This window comes from Stieleria maiorica (assembly GCF_008035925.1).
Classification (GTDB): domain Bacteria; phylum Planctomycetota; class Planctomycetia; order Pirellulales; family Pirellulaceae; genus Stieleria; species Stieleria maiorica.
In genome coordinates this window covers 8,522,977-8,541,808 of record NZ_CP036264.1, presented here as the reverse complement: position 1 = coordinate 8,541,808, position 18,832 = coordinate 8,522,977, and the positions used below count along the sequence as shown (strand labels likewise).

At 57.7% G+C, this 18,832-nt stretch carries 14 protein-coding genes; 10 read left to right on the top strand and 4 right to left on the bottom strand.

The annotated features are described in order from the left end of the window. Together Mal15_RS28925 and Mal15_RS28920 are read left to right on the top strand one after the other, a co-directional pair. Positions 1-1,440: a DUF1501 domain-containing protein gene (locus Mal15_RS28925; RefSeq protein WP_147870938.1), complete on the top strand. Its 1,440-nt coding sequence runs from the start codon at positions 1-3 to the stop codon at positions 1,438-1,440. A 27-nt stretch (positions 1,441-1,467) separates the two neighbouring features. Next, on the top strand, positions 1,468-2,595 hold the full coding sequence (locus Mal15_RS28920) for a hypothetical protein (protein WP_147870937.1): 1,128 nt from the start codon (positions 1,468-1,470) through the stop codon (positions 2,593-2,595). Positions 2,596-2,708: 113 nt separating this feature from the next. Here the strand turns inward: Mal15_RS28920 and Mal15_RS28915 are convergent, their stop codons facing one another. Then, on the bottom strand, positions 2,709-3,527 hold the full coding sequence (locus Mal15_RS28915) for an ankyrin repeat domain-containing protein (protein ID WP_147870936.1): 819 nt from the start codon (positions 3,525-3,527) through the stop codon (positions 2,709-2,711). Positions 3,528-3,861: 334 nt separating this feature from the next. Between Mal15_RS28915 and Mal15_RS28910 the strand changes: the two genes are divergently transcribed. The 6 genes from Mal15_RS28910 (at position 3,862) to Mal15_RS28885 (ending at position 11,306) form a co-directional block, all read left to right on the top strand. Beyond that, positions 3,862-4,617, top strand: a complete 756-nt coding sequence (locus tag Mal15_RS28910; protein ID WP_147870935.1) for an AraC family transcriptional regulator — start codon at positions 3,862-3,864, stop codon at positions 4,615-4,617. Positions 4,618-5,004: 387 nt separating this feature from the next. Next, positions 5,005-6,246 carry a DUF1559 domain-containing protein gene (locus Mal15_RS28905; RefSeq protein WP_147870934.1) on the top strand — a complete coding sequence of 414 codons (1,242 nt, stop codon included), beginning with the start codon at positions 5,005-5,007 and terminating at the stop codon, positions 6,244-6,246. Between the two features lie 58 nt (positions 6,247-6,304). Then, a complete protein-coding gene (locus Mal15_RS28900; protein ID WP_147870933.1) occupies positions 6,305-6,484 on the top strand; it encodes a hypothetical protein in 180 nt (59 codons plus the stop codon). A gap of 227 nt (positions 6,485-6,711) precedes the next feature. Beyond that, the gene (locus Mal15_RS28895) at positions 6,712-8,073 is read left to right on the top strand and encodes a sulfatase family protein (RefSeq protein WP_147870932.1); all 1,362 of its coding nucleotides are present in this window, start codon (positions 6,712-6,714) and stop codon (positions 8,071-8,073) included. A gap of 253 nt (positions 8,074-8,326) precedes the next feature. Beyond that, positions 8,327-9,760, top strand: a complete 1,434-nt coding sequence (locus Mal15_RS28890; protein WP_147870931.1) for a sulfatase — start codon at positions 8,327-8,329, stop codon at positions 9,758-9,760. Positions 9,761-9,818: 58 nt separating this feature from the next. Further along, positions 9,819-11,306, top strand: coding sequence for a sulfatase family protein (locus Mal15_RS28885; RefSeq protein WP_233903092.1), 1,488 nt, complete (start codon positions 9,819-9,821; stop codon positions 11,304-11,306). 22 nt (positions 11,307-11,328) lie between these two features. Here Mal15_RS28885 and Mal15_RS28880 read toward each other — a convergent pair whose 3' ends face one another. After that, complete coding sequence (locus Mal15_RS28880; protein WP_147870930.1) at positions 11,329-13,413, bottom strand: FAD-dependent oxidoreductase; 2,085 nt, start codon at positions 13,411-13,413, stop codon at positions 11,329-11,331. Between the two features lie 298 nt (positions 13,414-13,711). Between Mal15_RS28880 and tnpA the strand changes: the two genes are divergently transcribed. Then, positions 13,712-14,167, top strand: a complete 456-nt coding sequence (gene tnpA, locus Mal15_RS28875; RefSeq protein ID WP_147870929.1) for an IS200/IS605 family transposase — start codon at positions 13,712-13,714, stop codon at positions 14,165-14,167. A gap of 274 nt (positions 14,168-14,441) precedes the next feature. Here the strand turns inward: tnpA and Mal15_RS28870 are convergent, their stop codons facing one another. Continuing rightward, positions 14,442-16,826 carry a DUF3160 domain-containing protein gene (locus Mal15_RS28870; protein WP_147870928.1) on the bottom strand — a complete coding sequence of 795 codons (2,385 nt, stop codon included), beginning with the start codon at positions 16,824-16,826 and terminating at the stop codon, positions 14,442-14,444. 109 nt (positions 16,827-16,935) lie between these two features. Next, on the bottom strand, positions 16,936-17,766 hold the full coding sequence (locus Mal15_RS28865) for a hypothetical protein (RefSeq protein WP_147870927.1): 831 nt from the start codon (positions 17,764-17,766) through the stop codon (positions 16,936-16,938). A gap of 423 nt (positions 17,767-18,189) precedes the next feature. On the opposite strand from Mal15_RS28865, the gene Mal15_RS28860 reads away from it, so the two are divergent. Next, positions 18,190-18,786 carry a hypothetical protein gene (locus tag Mal15_RS28860; protein WP_147870926.1) on the top strand — a complete coding sequence of 199 codons (597 nt, stop codon included), beginning with the start codon at positions 18,190-18,192 and terminating at the stop codon, positions 18,784-18,786. Positions 18,787-18,832: the final 46 nt, after the last annotated feature.

Genomic DNA, 18,832 nt, shown 5'->3' with positions numbered 1-18,832 from the left:
ATGACCAAGAAGACTCCGTTGTATCCCTGCGGTCGTGTCGCCAACCTGCTCAGTCGTCGTGAATGGCTCTGCCGGGCCGGCGGCGGAGCCGGGATGATCGGCCTTGCGGGCCTGCTGGCTGAACAGAAGCTGCTTTCCGCTCCTCCGCCGGAAAATTTATCCGATCCGGCCACTTCCTTAGTTCCGCGCCCGGGCCACTTCCCCGCCAAAGCCAAATCGGTCATTTGGCTGTTCATGGAAGGTGCCCCCAGTGCAGTCGATATGTTCGACCGCAAGCCCGAACTGGATAAACGCGACGGCGACACCACCGACATCCAGGCGTTCTTCGGCAACCCCGGGCCGCTGATGAAGTCGCCGTTTTCCTTCAAACAATACGGTGATTGCGGACAGTGGGTTTGTGACAAGTACTCCAACGTCGCCAAGCATGTCGACAAGATGGCGTTCATCAAATCGTGCTACAGCGAATCGAATGACCACGTGCCGGCGATCTATCAAATCAACAGTGGACTGCCCCGCCCAGGCTTTCCCACCGCCGGGGCCTGGGTGACGTATGGACTGGGCAGCGAAAACCAAAGCTTGCCGGGCTACGTGGTGATGGGCAACACCAAGGGCGCCAAAGGCGGTCCACACAACTGGGGCTCCGGGTTCCTGCCGTCGACCTTCCAGGGAACGCTGTTCCGATCCCAGGGCACGCCCGTTCTGAACCTCAAACGTCAACCCCAGGTCACCCAGCAAGACCAACGCGCGCAACTGGACTTGATGGCCGAGCTGAACGACCAGCATCTGCGTCGTCACCCCCGTGACGCAGAATTCGCCAACCGCATGCAGTCCTTTGAATTGGCGTTTCGCATGCAGAAGGAAGCCACCGAAGTTGTCGACCTGTCACGAGAAACAAAGGCGACGCACGAGCTGTACGGCATCAACAACCCGAGATCAAATTCATTCGGTTCCAAATGCCTGATGGCCCGGCGGCTGGTCGAAAGCGGCGTCCGCTTCGTCCAGGTCTACAGCGATGGCGAATGGGACGCACACGACAATCTGGAAGAAAACCACACGCACCATTGTGCCGCCACGGATGTCCCGGTCGCCGGGCTGCTCGCCGATCTGGAGGCTCGCGGCTTGCTCGATTCCACGCTGGTGATTTGGGGCGCCGAATTCGGGCGCATGCCGATCTCGCAAAATGGAAAGGGACGCGATCACAACCCGAAAGGGTTCCTGCAATGGATGGCCGGTGCGGGCATCAAGGGAGGCGTCAGCTATGGCGAAACGGACGAAATCGGTTATGAAGCCGTGGAAAACCGAGTCAGCGTGAACGATTTTCACGCCACCATCCTACACCTGCTCGGCCTCGACCACGAACGACTGACCTACTTCCACAACGGCCGCAGCTACCGACTGACCGATGTCGCCGGAAACGTGATCCAAGAAATCCTCGCCTAACAGCCGCAAATCGCCGGAGCTGGCCCATTGCCCAAGTCGACACCCGCACGCCGCGATATCCAAATCGAGTCCGAACACGTTGAGATTTCGGCATTAACCGCTTGCTACAACCGACGGGTCCTCGATGCGTTCGGGTTCGGGCAAGCGTTTTGGGTGGTCAGCGATGATACGGTCGCCCATCGATCGGTTGCACTGTTGGGCAGGCAAACCCGCGACCACAAGGACGCGGGGACGGATTCCCCCGACGCCTGGTCAATTGTTCGGCTGAAGACGCGGCTATCAAAGCATTCGACCGACAAAGAGACCGACGATCCTGAATGCGTCGCCCGCGTCGGCGGGTGGATCTATGTTTTCGGATCGCACTTCGGCAGCAAATCCGGGCCTCTGGAGCCGGAACGTCACTTCGTGGCTCGGTTTAACGAGTCATTGGTGCGGATCAAGGGTAACAAACTGAAAACCGAGATGGACGTCTGTCGCGTCCCTTTCGCCTTGCACCGAGCGATCAATGACGCGATCGCACAGCGGGATATCGAACTCATCCCCGAAGGCCGACAAGTCCTGGCGAACTACATCCGGGCGACGATCGCGGCTTACGAAGACGAAAAACCAAAATGGCGACGACGACTGCACCATAGCGATCGGCCAATCAACATCGAAGGAACGGCATTCCTTCCCAATGGACGCTTGCTCGTCGGATTGCGATATCCGGTCACGTCAGAAGGGAACCCGATCCTCGTTGAAATCGACGGGATCGACCGACTGTTTGAAAAGCGAGGCGTGAAGCGGTTTGGACGATTGAAGGCGACTCGTGTGTTCGTTTTGGAGAACGTCGGCAATCCAGATCAACCGGCCGGCATTCGCGCCATGATCCAACGCGGCCATACCGTGTACGCGGTCAGCGGTGATTTAGACTCCGCCCCGGACGAATCCCAAGTGCTCGCCGACCATCCCGCCGGATTCGAGGCGCCAAACCGGTACCATGTGTTCGAGATTCCTGAAGGCCCCGACTACGGCGTCGCTCACATCAAGGTCGATACGAAACTGACGTTTGAGGACCAAGACAACATCGAAGGGATCGCCGTGACCGATGACGGCTTGGTCTGGCTTGCTCACGACCGCGACGAAACGATCCACTTGACAGTCTTGGAGCGATAAACCCTCCGCCGCGAGAACGGTTGTCACCGATGCTCTTTTCGGGCACGAACTCTCCTTCGTGTCCATGCTTGTGATTCATCGCCCCCAATCGTGCGGATGTTTCACTGAATATCTCACCCCGCGTTGGTGAGCATCTCGATGACTTCTGGATGCCCCCAACGCGGCCCCAGTTGGTCGCCTCGATGACGGGCCCACTGAAGCGCGGTTGCGTTGTGCTCGGGATCCTGCTTGGACGCATCGGCCCCGCGGCCGAGCAGAAACTCAACCATCCGGGGCTTCGCCTCCCATGCGGCCCAGTGAAGCGCGGTGGCCCCATCAAGATCCGCGTTCACATCAACGCCCTCGGCGAGCAGGAATTCGACGACCGGCACGCGGTCACAGACGACCGCACATCGAAACACGTCGAACTGTTTGTCCGGGTCATGCAGCGACGCCCACTCCGTTTGCACCCGTTCGATTTGCCCCGCCCCGGCCGCCATACGGGTCGAGAGCACCTTCGCTCCTCGTCGAACAAGCAGATCCACGACATCGACCATTCCGAAATGAACGGCGAAATCGAGGGGTGTGCCATCGGGGATACCTGGATAGTCGGCGACCGCCTCCGTGTTCGCGCCACAATCAATCAAGACTTCTGCCACGCCAGCTTCCCCCAGGCTCGCGGCGCCGTGCAGCGGTGTCTCACCGGACGTCGGCAACCCATCGACCGGTGCCCCCGCCTCGATCAGCACTCTCGCCAATTCCGCCTGCTTCCCATGATCCCACAAACGATTGAACGGAGCGTCGCTCAAGTAATGAAGCGGTTCGGTTTCGCAGGGACAGTGCGCCGGCCCCCACGTGATCAATGCCGATGCCTTCGCGGGATCGTCGGTCAGGATCGCACGCACTCGATCAACGTCACCGTTATCAATGGCCGCCTTTATTTCCCGATTCATCGATCGCTCCAACGTGCCTCGCCGACCTTTCAGTCTTGCTGTGAATTCCACAGCCTACCCGAAACCGGCCATCCGTTCCGGGCCAAACCATGGATTGTATCGGCGTGGTGATCGCGGTTCGGTTCACCCCCTGGTGTTTTGGTGCGGGGGGCAAATCAACCAACTCCGGCCCGAACACCTCCCACGTGGGGCCAGCAGACCGGTCCCGGCGGCCGGTCATTGCGGCAATCCACAACACGGGGCCCCGGCTTGCCTCCAATTTTCGACTCGCGAAGTGTGCACTAGACTAGCCGCAGTCCGCGTGCTTGGATGAAATAGCCACCGAGAGTTGGAAATGCGCACAGAATGGAACGTCTCCCCATCGGCGAACGCATTCGGCAATGCGGTGACATCGATCGACGTGGATGTGCTATCGAAACTGTTTGATTCGGCCCCTGATGTCGCGTTCTTCGTCAAAGACGCCGCGGGCCGATACGTTGCCGTCAATGAGTCGCTCGTCAAGCGACATGGCTTTAAGGCCAAATCCGATGTGATCGGACAACGCCCCCGCGACATTTGTCAGGGCGACTTTGGTCAGGTTCCGTCGAAACAAGACGAAAAAGTATTGCGGACCGGACGCCCGCTCCAAGAACATCTTGAGATGCAATGGCATCGGCCTCAAAACCCGGTCTGGTGCTTGACAACGAAGCTGCCGATTCACGATTCACAGGGGAACGTCGTCGGGCTGATCGGATTCTCCCGTGACGTCCGCGTTTCCATTCCCGCCCAAGAAATCCCGACGGCTTTCGCCGCCGCGTTGGAGGAGTTTGAACGGACACTTGGTGCCGCGGTCACGCCGGCTTGGCTGGCGGAACGTTCTGGTCTGACCTCCCAGAAACTTGCCCGATTCACGCGACGAATCTACGACCTGACGCCGACTCAATTGATCGCCAAGATTCGCATCGCAGCGGCATCCAGACTGTTGCGTGAGACCAACAAGCCGGTCGTTGAAATCGCGTTGGCCTGCGGTTTCTGTGATCACAGCGCGTTCACTCGAGCCTTTCGACGCGCGACGGGCGTCACGCCGTCGGTGTTCAGGAAACAATGCTAAAAGCGTTGGCGTGCCCCCGGTTGCTCATGCCCGCGGCGTGCCTGTCAGCACCTCTTCTCTGTGACGCACTGCCTTCCCTTTCTGCCGCTCTGTGGTAACTGACAAGCCGTTAGAAATCGAGTCCACCAGGGGCGACACATCGGGCCACCGCCGGTCCAACGGCGACCCTCGACGCAGGGCTGTTGTAAAGCACTCGCACTGTGCGCAGAAACATCGTTGCGAGGCGATCGAAGCATATTATTAAAAGTACGGACGCCTATCATTATTTTTCAGTTACTGCATTCCCATCGTCTTGTGGTTAGGGACTGTATCAAGGTCTCGCCCCCGAGTAACCGGGTCTGCATTTTTCTCTTTTTGGGTTCGATCTTTCCGTTAAGGAACTTTGCTATGCGTAGCTGTCATGGACGCAAAGGATTCACGCTTGTGGAACTTCTTGTCGTCATCGCCATCATCGGAATCTTGGTGGGCTTGCTTCTCCCCGCCGTTCAAGCGGCCCGCGAAGCCGCTCGCCGAATGAGTTGCAGCAACAATTTCAAGCAGGTCGGCTTGGCGATCCACAACTACCATTCGGCATACCAGCAACTGCCGAAACAAGGCGGCGGGACGTACTCGACGACCCGACGCGAATTCGCCCCCGGTGGCAACAGCGTGGAACTTTCCGCACTGGTCGGGCTTACTGCGTTCATTGAACAGCAGGCACTCTGGGACCAAATCTCCACCCCTTACAAAGTACCGGACGGGGAAATCGGCGCCGGAAACATCTATGCCCCGATGGGACCCTATCCGGGTCGAGTGTTTAGTCGTCTGATCCATTCAGACGCCGGGCCATACGATCCGTTCGAATCCGATATTCCAACATTCCGTTGCCCCAGCGATCCCGGTGTCGGGCTTCCGGCCATGGGACGCACCAATTACGGCGTTTGCATGGGCGACTCGGTCCACCGGACCAACTACGGAGCCGCCTACACCATCCGCGGGGACAGGAAGTCGTCGGACATCATCCAATCCGCGCGAATCAGCAACCGAGGTTTTTTCAATTGCCAGTTTAAAACCAAGTTTCGAGATGTACTCGACGGCCTGTCCAACACGATCGCCATGGGTGAGTTTATCACCGACCTGGGTGATGATGACAAACGCTCCCGACACGTCAACGGCACGACCGGGGCGACGGGGCCGATCAAGTCGCCCGGCGGTGCAATCGCTTGCGAGTCATTCGTTGATCCCGATCGACCGATGTTTTGGGGTCCCGCTGCGCCGTTCACCAGCAACCCCCACATCGACAACCGACGCGGATTTCGCTGGGCGTGGGGCTTGCACCTCCACACGGGCGTCTACACGATCCTGCCTCCCAACCGAGAATTGTGTTTCGACCAAAACTGGTACCAGTCCGAGGGGATCTGCCCGCCGAGTAGCCGGCACCAAGGGGGCGCGCACGTCTTGATGGGCGATGGTGCCGTCCGTTTCATCACGGACTCGATTGACGCGGGAAGTGTGTCGAGCCGAGCCATGGTGTCAAACGCCTCGGTGAACACCGACCCGATGTCGGTTCCCGGTTCACCCAGCCCCTTCGGACTTTGGGGAGCCCTCGGCACGCGCGCCGCATCGGAAGTGCTCGACGGTGAGTTTTAATCGCGTCTCACTCTCGGAATCTGTTGCCTTCTTCTTTTACCAGGGATCTGTGATCACAATGAAGTTTTTCGCCCATTCGCTCGTCTTGTTGTTGGTACTCTGCTCCGCGGGTTGTGCCGAAGAGAAACCGGAACGAACCTACGGCGCTTCCGAAATCGAGCAGTTGCTGATGGAGCATCCAGAATTAAATGATGCACCTCCTCCGGAATTCCAAGAAAAGGGAGAGGTCTACGACTGATCGGGCGTGATTCGTGATGCAACGATCGCACCCTAACAGGCATCACTGCGGTCGTTGCGTCGATCAGCGGAATTCACGTTCAGCAACCGTTGGTGTTTAGCCTTTAGGCGATTCCCGGTCGCTGCCACGCAGCGACCATGCGCTAAAGCCCCCACACCAGCACGTATGCCCGCGCCACTCATCCAGGGTCATGCCCGCCAAGTCATCCATCAAACACGACCAGACACATGAACTGCACGCTTCGTCTGCTCCCACTCCTCTTGATTGCCACCGTTGTCTCTGCGTCCAACGCCAAGCCGCCGAACGTCGTGTTGATCCTCTCGGACGACCAGGGTTACACCGACTACGGTTTCATGGGGCATGAGAAAATCGAAACCCCCAACCTGGACAAGCTGGCCCGCGAGAGCACCTTGTTTCGGCGGGGCTATGTTCCAACCGCATTGTGCCGTCCCGCATTGATGACGCTGGCAACGGGACTCTATTCGCATCAGAACAAGACGACCGGAAACGACCCCGCTCGCACCCCACAGAATAAAGCCCACGCCGAAAAGGCGGGCAAAGACGCTCGCGCGCTGCTGCTCGAACACATCGACCGTACCGGCGCCTTGCCTCAGTGGCTGGCCGAGAAGGGGTATGTCAGTTTCCAAAGCGGAAAATGGTGGGAAGGTTCTTATCAGCGCGGGGGTTTCACCGAAGGGATGACCAAGGGGTATCCCAATCCAGGCGGTCGACATGGTGATGCGGGACTGGCGATCGGACGCGAAACCATGACGCCAGTCACGGAGTTTATTGATCGCAGCGTGGAAGCGGACAAGCCGTTTTTTGTTTGGTACGCACCGGTCATGCCCCATACACCACACAACCCACCGGCTCGACTTTTAGACAAGTACCTCAAGAAAGGAGTGCAGGAACGAATCGCCAAGTACTACGCGATGTGTGAATGGTTCGATGAAACCTGCGGCGTTTTGTTGGACCACATCGACAACTCGAAAATTGCCGAAGAGACACTTGTCATTTACGTCACCGACAACGGCTGGATTCAAACGGAAGCCGGTCGCTACGGCCCGCGATCCAAACGGAGCCCCTACGAACATGGGACACGAACGCCGATCATGTTCCGCTGGCCAGGAAAAATTCCTCCGGCGGATCGTCCCGAACTCTGTTCGTCGATCGATTTCGTGCCCACCGTTCTGGCGGCTGCCCGCGCAAAAGGTCCCCACGACTTCCCCGGACTCAATCTGCTGCCGCAGCTGATGTCCGGCCAAACCATCGAACGTGACACAATATTTGGCGAAGCCTTTGCCCACGACATCGCCGACATCGAAAATCCTGAAGCATCGCTCCTTTATCGCTGGGTGATCAACGGCCACGACAAACTCCTGCTGACGTACGATGGAGCGCCTGGGTACATGAGGTATCCGCCCCAAGACGCCGCCCCCCAGCTCTACGATTTGAAAGTCGATCCCGGCGAAAACAAGAACCTCGCCGAGACGGATCCCAAGAAGGTCATGGAACTCAGTGCACTGCTGGACGAGTGGTATGTTCCCACCCAGCGCAAATCCGGCAAATTCGCCCCCGCCACGCCCTAGGCAGCCTGTTGATTCAATCAGCCGTTTGGCGCGAGCCTACGGGCGCCAGTGCGTATTCTTAGTATGGGAGGCCCGTTTCTTAGTATGGGAGGCCCGTTTCTTAGTATGGGAGGCCCGTACGCTCGCGCGAAACGGCTGATCCCACATCTGATCGGAACAAATCAACAGGCCGTCGAGAACTCCCCCATATCCCACAGCGAGCGCCAATCCTCCTTCCGCCATTCCACTTGCCGGTTCAACACGCGAGACAGCGATGAAAAACAAGACAGCGATCAATTCTCTATTGGCCTCGTTGGTTGCCCTCAGCATCCTTTCAACAACGGGATCCGGCCAAACACCACAGAAGAATGACAAAACGCCAAACATCGTGTTGATCATGGCCGATGACCTTGGCTGGAAGGACCTTCGTTGCTACGGCAACGACAAACTTGACACTCCCCACCTCGATCGGCTGGCAGAGCAAGGCCTGCTCTTCACCGATGCTTACTCAACTGCACCGGTTTGCACACCGACACGCGCGGCGCTGATGACGGGCGAATCACCGGCGCGTCTCAACATCACCAATCACGCCGGAGGACACCCTCCCAACTTTCGAAAACCCGGTACGGATTTGATCACCCCCATATGGTTGCGACACCTGCCGTTGGAACGGGTGACCTTGGCCGAGCAACTCAAGCAGGCGGGGTACGCGACAGGCTTTGTCGGAAAGTGGCATCTCTCCCATCGCAGCCGATCAGACTCCAATTCCGACCAGGAGCAGCCGACCGAACCAGAGTTGCGTCCTGAATATCAAGGCTTCGACATCAACATTGGAGGTTGCCGATTCGGGGGGCCGCCGAGCTATTTCAGTCCGTACAGGATTCCCAATCTGATCGGAAAAACCGACGGCGAGTACTTACCGGACCGATGCGCCGACGAATGCATCGACTTTATCAAGTCCGCCCAGGCCGATGGCAATCGCCCGTTCTTTCTTTGCTGGTGGAATTATTCGGTTCACTACCCCTTTCAAGCCCCCGCCGATTTGATCGCCAAATACGACCAACGGAAAGGACCGGGCGTCGAGAATCCGACTTACGCCGCGATGATTGAAGGCATGGACCGATCGATCGGCAAAGTTATCCAGGCGATCGACCAGCAGGGCCTGGGCGAACAGACATTGGTGATTTTCACATCGGACAACGGACCGTTCGGATCCGACGTTCAACCGCTGCGGGCAGAAAAAGGCTACCTGTATGAAGGCGGAATTCGCGTCCCGATGATTGTACGCTGGCCCGGCCGCGTCAGCCCGTCCACCCAGACGTCGACGCCGGTGATCACCATGGACATTCATGCGACGATTCTTGACGTGACAAACCTGAAACCTGATCCCTCCAATACGCCCGATGGGATCTCGCTGCTACCACTGATCAAAAACGAAAGTCAGCCCGAACGCGAATCGATCTACTTCCACTATCCCAATTATGCGTTCCACAAACAGAATCGATTGGGAAGCGCCGTTCGCTCGGGTGACTACAAACTGATCCTGTACTATGACGATGACTCGATCGAACTCTACAACCTCAAAGACGACATCAGCGAGTCGCATGATCTCGCCGACGAACTGCCCGAAAAGGCTCAGCAGCTTCGATCCGAGTTGGAGGCGTGGCTGAAAACGACCAACGCCAGTCGGCCACAGAGGGCGAAGTGATCTCCCGTCAAACGATGAAACCTTGTTACGAACATCCGGTATTTCCTGGAGCTACGAAATGAAGACCTGCCTCTGCTCACTGGCACTCTTGCTCATCGCCGGCTGCTTTGCACAGGCGTCCGACCGGCCACCCAACGTGGTCCTCTTTCTTGCCGATGACCTCGGCTATGGTGACCTCGCTTGCTACGGCAACCCGATTGTTCAGACGCCCCACCTGGACCGCTTCGCTTCGGAAGGCGTGCGCATGACCGACTGCCATTCCGGTGGCACGGTCTGCTCACCGTCACGCGCCGCGCTGCTGACCGGGCGCAATCCCTACCGCAGTGGTTTCTTCTACATCCACACCAAAAACACCTACCTGAAAGACGAGGAGGTCACCCTTGCCGAGGTGCTGAAGGAAAATGGCTATGAAACCGCATTCTGGGGCAAGTGGCATCTTTCCACACTCGAAAAGACAAACTACGTCCATCCCGGGCCTGGCGAGCAGGGCTTTGACTACTGGATGGGTACAACCCTCAACGCATTCGACAAGCTCGGCGGTCCGCGCAGCCCCAAGGCGTTTATCAAGAATGGCAATCCATTGGGCACGGTCGATGGCTGGTATTGCGACGTGATCGTTGACGATGCACGTGACTGGCTAACCAATCAACGTGACAAGCAGAAACCGTTCTTCATGTATGTCTGCTCGCACGAACCGCACACTCCGATTGATCCCCCAGAAGAATACAGCACCCGATACGACAACGCCGAAGTGGAGCGATTGGAGAAGCAAATCGGATACGGCAAGGTCAGTCGTCCGAAACGGGACATCTCCCGCTACAAGAAGGACTACTACGGAACGGTCAGCCAACTCGACGAGGCCTTCGGACGCCTGATGAAGACGCTCGACGAGGAGGGCCTCAAAGAGAATACGTTGGTACTGTTCACCAGCGACAACGGGCCGGAAACTCCGGTGACGTTCGAGGAATCACGGGGCCAGTGGCAAGATCCGATCCGCGACAAGTGTTTCGGCACCCCCGGCGTGCTGCGCGGCATGAAGCGCTATCCCTACGAAGGCGGCCACCGCGTCCCCGGGCTTGTCCGTTTTCCCGGAGTCATCCCCTCTGGCACCCAAAGCGATGTTCTCTTCAACGGTACCGATCTCCTTCCCACAGTCTGCGGGCTTGTCGGTGCCAAGGTGCCTGCCGATCGGAATGTGGATGGCGTCGATGCCTTTGATGCTTTCTTCGGAAAACCGGTTCGACGCCGCGATTCAGCCATCTGGTTCTTCCCACACCACGGTGACACGTGGTTCCGCATGCCACAGATTTCGATGCGGCGCGGCAACTACACCTTGGTCGCTTGGTTGCCAAAACGGGGCCAGGGCATTTCACTCGACCAGTGGCTCGCGACCTCCGATCCCGATCGAGTGGAATTGTATGATGTCTCGATCGATCCCGCGCAGAGTAACGACATCGCAAACGAACATCCCGAACTCGTCCGCACTATGAAGCAGGAAATGACCTCACTTTGGCGTGAAATGCGCGACGAAGGCTTGGCAAAGTAGCAGATCGCCGACTTTCAATCACTTATCGTGCATCCGGCTGGACCGGAAGCAGTTGCAGCGCGTCCACGATCACAAAACCGGTCGTGTCGGTGTTCGTGATTTGGATCACGGTTTCCGCATCCGCCTTCAGTTCGACCGTGCCGATCGAACGAAACGGTTTACCGCGGGGAAGTGGGCTGGTTTGGTCGACCAGGATCCTTTGGCTTTGATTCCCGGACGAGACGGTCACGGGGACCTGCTTTGCCCGGGTTTCGTGTGCCGAATACGCCATCAGCAGCTGATAGCGACCGGATCTCGGCACGGTGAACTGGAACGTCGCCGTCGCTTTCCCGTCGCCTTTTGTTTTCGGATCTTTGTCTCCGCAAAAGATGTACCCGCTGCCGATGTACGGTTTGAAATTTATTGACGGGGACCAGTTTCCGGTCCGCTTCGCTTGCGTGTCGTCGATCACGATCCCCGGTAAGGACTTTGCATCGATGGAGCCATCGACGGTTGGCAGCTCCGATTCGTCCGGCAGGTCCAGGACCTGTTTCTGGGCCAGCAGTCGCTCACGGAGGATTCGGTACTCCAATTCCTGTACTGCCACGTCGTCATGCGCCGCCATCGCTGCAGCGACGCCGGCAGCCTGCCCGATGACCATCCATGCGGCTTCGATCCTCAACGACGACATACCGACGTGGGTGCAGGACAGCGCAACCGGGACCAGCAGGTTGTCGCACTGGTCGGCCTTCGGCAGGATCGCACGGTAGGGCACGTGGTAAGCGTATCCCTGCCTCGGAAATCGCCGCACCGGAAAGATCGTGCCCTCGTTGATCACTCCCCCATCCTTCAGTGCGACGCGTTGGACATCGTGCGAGTCGATGGGGAATGACGAGACGGCGATGGGGTCATCCTTGCTGGGCTCATGCAGGATGTCCTTTTGGCTGATGACGTACAGCCCCTTCATCCGACGCGATTCGCGAACGTAAAGCGCCGGTGAGAAGTGTGCGTGACTTGCGAATTCGTCTTTGCAGAGGCCCAGACCGGCGTATCGGTCACGCATCGCCGCGGGAACGGCCGGGTCGGTTGTCAGAAAGTGAATGAACTCGAGCGTAAACTGTTTGTGCTGTTCCCAGATCCGTTTTCGCCCCGCTTCGTCCGCCGAGTGCCAGTTGTTTCCCCCGCCGACAAAGCCGATCGAAAACTGTCCGCCGATCGAATTGTTGCCATCAAACTTGTTTCCAGGTAGCGGATAGAGATCGAATCCGATGCGTCTTTCTCCCCCCTTCAAAGCACGCCGGACGATTTCGAAACGGGCCGGGTCGTAGTTTGTCGGCTTTGGCATCGGCACACGATTGACGGGGTCGGCCGTCAAACACAACCGAAAGCTGTACGTCATGATGCTCTCGTCCCCAACCTCCTCGGGGCCGGCATCGTCGGTGGTGACCAGCGGCAATAATTTGCCGTCATCGTCAAAGCCGTTGATGTTCATCGTCTGTTTCGGGTACTGCTTCCCCGCCAGTGACTCGCCGTACTCGCCACGGCCCTCGCGACCGATCGTCCAATCGACGCCCGCGGCAGCCATCAGATCGCCTTCGTAGCTGCCGTCGACAAAGACCTTGGCCGTGAAGGTCCCGTTGCTCGTGACCAGAGTCTTGATCTGGGAGCCTTCTTTCGTGACGGATTGCAGATAACGTTTTGTCAGGACGGTGACGCCGGCTTCATCGAGCATCTGCATCGTGATCCGCATCGCCACATGCGGCTCGAACGTCCATCGCGACTGATCTTTCACCGCCGGGTTGTACGGAGCCTCCATGCCGCGATCGGTGTAGTCCTTAACAACCCGCCGGTGCCACTCGTCAAAGAGTCCCATCAAGGTGCTGCGGACCATCTGGTTCGAATCGCAGTGGCTGAGCCCACCGGTGTTCATCGCCCCCACATGGTCCGTCGGCTCCAACAGAATCACCGAAGCATTCTCGCGGGCAGCGGCGATCGCGGCGCAAAACCCGCCCGGTGTCGAACCATAGACGATGACGTCTGCCGACGTGACCTCCGCGGAATCCTGAGCGTGCAACGGAACCGTCGACAGACTCGCTAGAGCAACAACAACAAGATGGATCATCTTCATGATTCTGTGTTCATTCCTTGGATGGAGGGCCCGAGGGGACATCAAACACAGTTTACCGGATCCCACACAGCGAGCGGGTGGCTACGTACTCGCGCAAGGGCTCCGAACGAGTCGTTGCACGCACAGGAACGAACGGCACTAGCGAAAGGGGCGAAGCCCCGACAATTTGCCTAGCCCAGCCCAGCGGGCTGGGGCACGGTAAGAATTAACGCTAGGGCCAACGGCCCGACCGTTTAAACGCGAGTGTGCTAAAACATTTCACCATCAGCCAATTCCAAGCTCACAGAGGCAATCGATCATGCCGCAATCTCATGCGCAAGTTTGGCTACACATCGTTTTCTCGACTAAAGATCGGCGAATCTTCTTGCAGAAGGACACGTTCCGAGCAGAAATGTTCCGTATGCTCTCCCATCATGTGAAACAGTCGAATTGCATACGTGCATCAGTAGGTGGCTATTATGATCATGTACATTTGTTGGTGGGGCTTTCGCGAACAATCACAATCGCGAAGTTGGTCGAGAAGGTGAAGACTGAAACTTCGAAATGGGCAAAGCATCACAAGGATGGAACCTCTATCTTTGCTTGGCAATCCGGATATGCTGCGTTTTCCGTCAGCCATTCATTGATGTCCACGGTTGACACGTACATTCGCAATCAGATCGAACACCACGCGAAGATGTCATTCCAAGATGAGTATCGACGCATCTGTGAGAAACACAATATCGAGATCGACGAGCGATACGTGTGGGATTGACCTCAGGCAAATGGTCGGGCCTTTGGCCCTCGGCTCCCGATGAGATTCGAGGTCCCAGCCCTTCGGGCTGGGCTAGGTAAACTACTGAGCCTTCGGCCCGAAGAGATTGCTGAGCCATTCTTCCTCGAACTTCGCACCCTCGAATGACAACGGCGCACTAAAGAGCGCAAGAGCGCTGGGGCCGTCTACTGTCGATTGCCTCAACCGGACGCACGCTGGGGTTTCGTTCAGCGCAGCGGTCGGTCCGGGCGGATCCCAATCTTGACGCCCCCTTTCAGTCGTCAACAAACAGCGGCTCCAACCACCCCGGACGTGCGGGTGTCGCTCGGTCGATGCGACCTTTCCACGACGTATCGTCGACAACCTTCTTGTCGGCGAACTCGTAATACGGAAACACCGCTCCGCGGCAAAGCAATTCCTGGCCTTGATGAGGGTACAACACATAGACCGCTTGGGGACGACTCACCGCGATGTGAACGTGATTTCCCTCGGCATCGGTCAGCACACTCACGCAACGCATCGCATCGTCCAGTGGACTCGCGGCCGAATACGCTTCGTAATTGAGTAGCCCCGCAAGTTTTTCGCCGTAGTTGGTGATGAATTGCTGGTCTTCGGCCGTGAGCGTCTGATCTTCAAGTTGTCGATCGGCCAAGTCCTGCAATCGCTCGCAGATTTCCGCCAAACGCAGCCAGCGGACACGATTCGAACTGCTTTCGCCCATCAGGATCGCTCCCCGGGCCGCGGGGTCGCTTGGCAATTCTCCTCGTTCAATGCAGTCTGATACCTGGACGATGGCGGCCAATGCGCGCCGGGACGTGCTGTCATCAAGACGGTCCGCCCCCAGCCATAACAGCGGATTCGATGCACCCAAGTTGTACAACACATCGAAGACAAACTCCCGATCTTCTCGCGTCAATTGTCCTTGGAATTCATCGATCCCGATCCCCTCCTGCTCCAACGCGTCCATCAGTTTGAAGCAACGGGCGAATTCGTTCAATCGAAAGTGCAAGTGATGATAGTTGATGTCAAACGCGCCCAACGCATCGAGCAAGGTTTCGATCCTGGAAGCCAATCGACCGAGACGGCGAAAAAACTCGGGATTGGGTTCGACGAAACCCGCCCCTACATGTGATGTTTCACTCAGAATCAGGGCGTTCTGTTTCGCCTGAAGTGCAAACGTGTGGCGCATCTGAACCCAACCACCCAGAACGGTCTGGCAACTCTTCAGTCGCCAGTCTCGCGTCGACATGAATTCCGGCGCCGCGTCAGTCGGTTTCAACAACGTCGCGAGGCATCGCAGGTAGTCTCCATAGACGGAATTGTCACCGTGCAACCCGTCGAAGCGATCGGTTTGATCAATCGAACCCAACACGTTCGATTCGGCAAGAGGCTCGGCTGCCAGCGTTGAACCGAGGGCAGCGCACAGCAGCAATCCGACGGAATCCAGAGAACGCGCCGATTCAGCGGCCTGCTGGAACAAGATCGCCTCGGGAGTGCGAAACGCGGAGAGCACACGGAGAGACAAGCTCTCAGGATCCGAAACGGAATCCACCAAGGCGACCTGATCGTTGATCCTGCTCGGCGTCTCCTCGCGGTGTCTTTTCAGAAGCAGGGATCGCATCACACGGATCGAATCCGGAGAATCGTCGAAGTCCGATTCCATCGCATGCACGGTCTGCAAATCAAAATCGTCGGCACCACCGAAGAAGTCACGATAGGTCTGTACGAACGAAACCCAGTCGGTGCCTTTGGCCGCCTCAGCAATCAGCCCCATTGCAATCAGCTGTTCGTCGTCGCCCACAAAAAAGGGAATCGTTTGCAGCCATCGGACCGCTCGGTAATGTCGCCGAAGCACATCGCTGCGGGCGTGAAGTCCCTCGGGCGTGAATCGCGAATAGTCGATCGCAAGAAATGCCGGCCTCGGTTCTCCCAGCCAATCGGGCATCGAACGGCCCATTCCGCTTTCCACCCGCCGCGTCTCCGCTCGCACAATCATGCGGATTTCCGATTCGGGATCGTAACCCGGATCGATCAGCTGGCGAGCGACGCCGACGACGATTCTCGCACGACGACGGGCGGACCGGATCATGTCGGAATCCGCGGACGGATCCGCCCCGGCAAGCCGCTCCTCGAGCGTCGGCAACAGCCGCTGCAGCCGTTCGATCTGGCGGAATTCCAGCTTGACAATCGAGTCTTCGAGAATCCGATGAAAGGCATTCAAAATCGAATCGGACGTGATGAACACCGGATGCGCTTGATTGGCGTAAGCTTGATAAAACTGCCGAAACGTTTCCGATGTCACGGCGACTTTACGCGCCGGTTCCTGCTCAAAGACGGCCAGTTGTTCCCGACGCTTCACCGGACCTGTCGGAGCGATCACCCGTGAACCAGCCAGCTTCGTCTGTTCAATCGGACGATCTGCGTATCGCTCGAAGGAGGAATCAAACTCGACCGAAATCCCTCGCAGCTGCCTTCGTTCATCGTCGGAAAGATCGAATTGACCAGCCTCCCAGCGTTCTCGCAAATGACGCGGGGGCCGGCCAAAGGCACCAGTGCGTTCAAGCAAAAATGCCATTGCGATGAAGGAGAGCAGGAGCGAAGCAGCGATCAGCAACCATCGCCGTTTGTCGTTGGTACCCCGGTCGGTACTTTCGCTCATATCCAAGCCAATAAAAACGTGAATCGCAAGCGACCTGTTGATTCAATCGTATTCGATGAACGGACAGGAGAATACGAGCCCGAAGCGCAAACGAGTGGATCCGTAGCAATCACTCCAACACCGCCGGCTGCCGGTCGATGCCGTGCTGCGACAGGTACCGCGGACTATGCTCGCGGCGCGTGTACCGCCACACTTCACGTTCTTGGTGACGCAACACGAGTGTGGTGTAACTGTGACGCCCGGCCAGGAAGAACCACCTCAGCCCGGCGTCGGTCATGCGGCTTTCAAGCAACAGAAGGATCTCCGGATCGGTCCCCATCACGAACGCAAACAGTGCACCATCGTTTTCCGCATCATCCTGTGAGGCATAACGATAGAGCGGAGCCGCCATCAACCGCAACGTTCGATCCTCGTCTCCGTCGGTGCCCCCAAGCAGTGCGGTGAACTGCCGAGACAGCGAACGCATTTGAAAAAGACGTCGCGAAGCCGAGTTTGCCACCTCGGGTGAACCCGGAACCATCTGCCACTCCTCTTTCGCCACCGGCGGCGCCTGCCAAAACGGTCGTCCATCGTCATCGGCCACCAGGGGCCCGTCGGCAAAAGAGTTGAACGCCCGCGCGACGTTCCGCTGATCGTTTTCAATCGGATAGGAAAAGATCGATGCGACGGCGAAGGCTTTTCCATCGCGCGTCCACACGAAACACTCGCCATGGGTCGTCGATCGCAGCGGGTTTTGCCAACGCAACACCGGCTCCGGAACCAAGGTCAACGTTTCGTCCCCCGGATCCGCCAGCCGCAATTCATAACTCTTCGCTTGCTGCAAATAGTAGGTCGACCATTTTTCGATTTGCTCTTTTTCCAGTGCGTCGTCACCCTCGACCGACTGGGGAATCAACGCGACCCAAAGGGCGATCGAACACACGCAACGAAAACCAATCATTTCAACTCCCCGCTGGATACAAATTAGACGGCGTGTCGATTTTACCAGAAGGAAAGTGCGTCAAATACTCCCCAAGATCGGACACCGCAGCTGATCAATGCGTTTGAATGAACCGTGTTGATTCCAGCGGTTTCGTAATCGGCGCTTCTGCCGTGTGGGCTGCTCCGCGTTTCACATTGCCTGCGTCGCGGTCAGAGAGAACCGTTGGGGAGAACGGGACTATAGTTTCCGTTCCGCAAATGGTGCCCGATGTGGGGACGCGAGCGATTGAAGGGATCGCAGCGGTGCTGCCGCTGACGCTCCCCTCTTCGCGGGTCGTCTTCGGCTCACGCGGTGTTGCGTTAGGCCACGTTTGTCTAATGGCAAGCTATTGATTGCTCGTTGTCGGTAAACCCGCACGTGCACTCAGCCCCCCATTTTGCCATGAACGACCTGTCACTCGACCCGTTGACTTCGTTGAACCATTTGACATCCGCCGAACCCGCCTTCGCGATCGCAACGCTGTTGGTGTGCGCGGTCATCACCGTTGCGTCCTTCAAAGTATTCATCGCTTGGTTCGGCGACGCCTCGCCGGGCTATGTCCAGTGCACCGCGTGGTTGCTGGCCATCTGTGTGGTGAATTATGTGGCGGCGTTCGTCGTGGAAGCGATCATGCGACAGCCCAACGCGGTGGTGACGCTGCCACTGGTGGGTTTCTTCACTCTGTACCTCACCTCCTGTGCGGCCAAGTCGGAACTCTTTACCTCGTTTGTGATCATGAGTTTGCATCTGATCGTTTCTGCGGTCGGTACGTGGGCCGTATTGTTAGCCGCGATACACGTGCAGGCGGCAACCGGAATTTCCAAACCTTTCGATGACACCGCGTTCGTTGTCGCGACCGAGTCAGAGTTCCGACGACCGCACTCGACCGACGGCTCCGAACAGATGGCAACCGTTTCCACCGACTCCGCCCGTTTCAAAACGGGGGTCTCCAAGACTGCTCGCGGCAAAACAATGTTAAATCCCTACTTCCAAAATTAGATTGAGAGCTGCCCCCGAATCGAAATCGGAATCTTTCCGGTGGGGA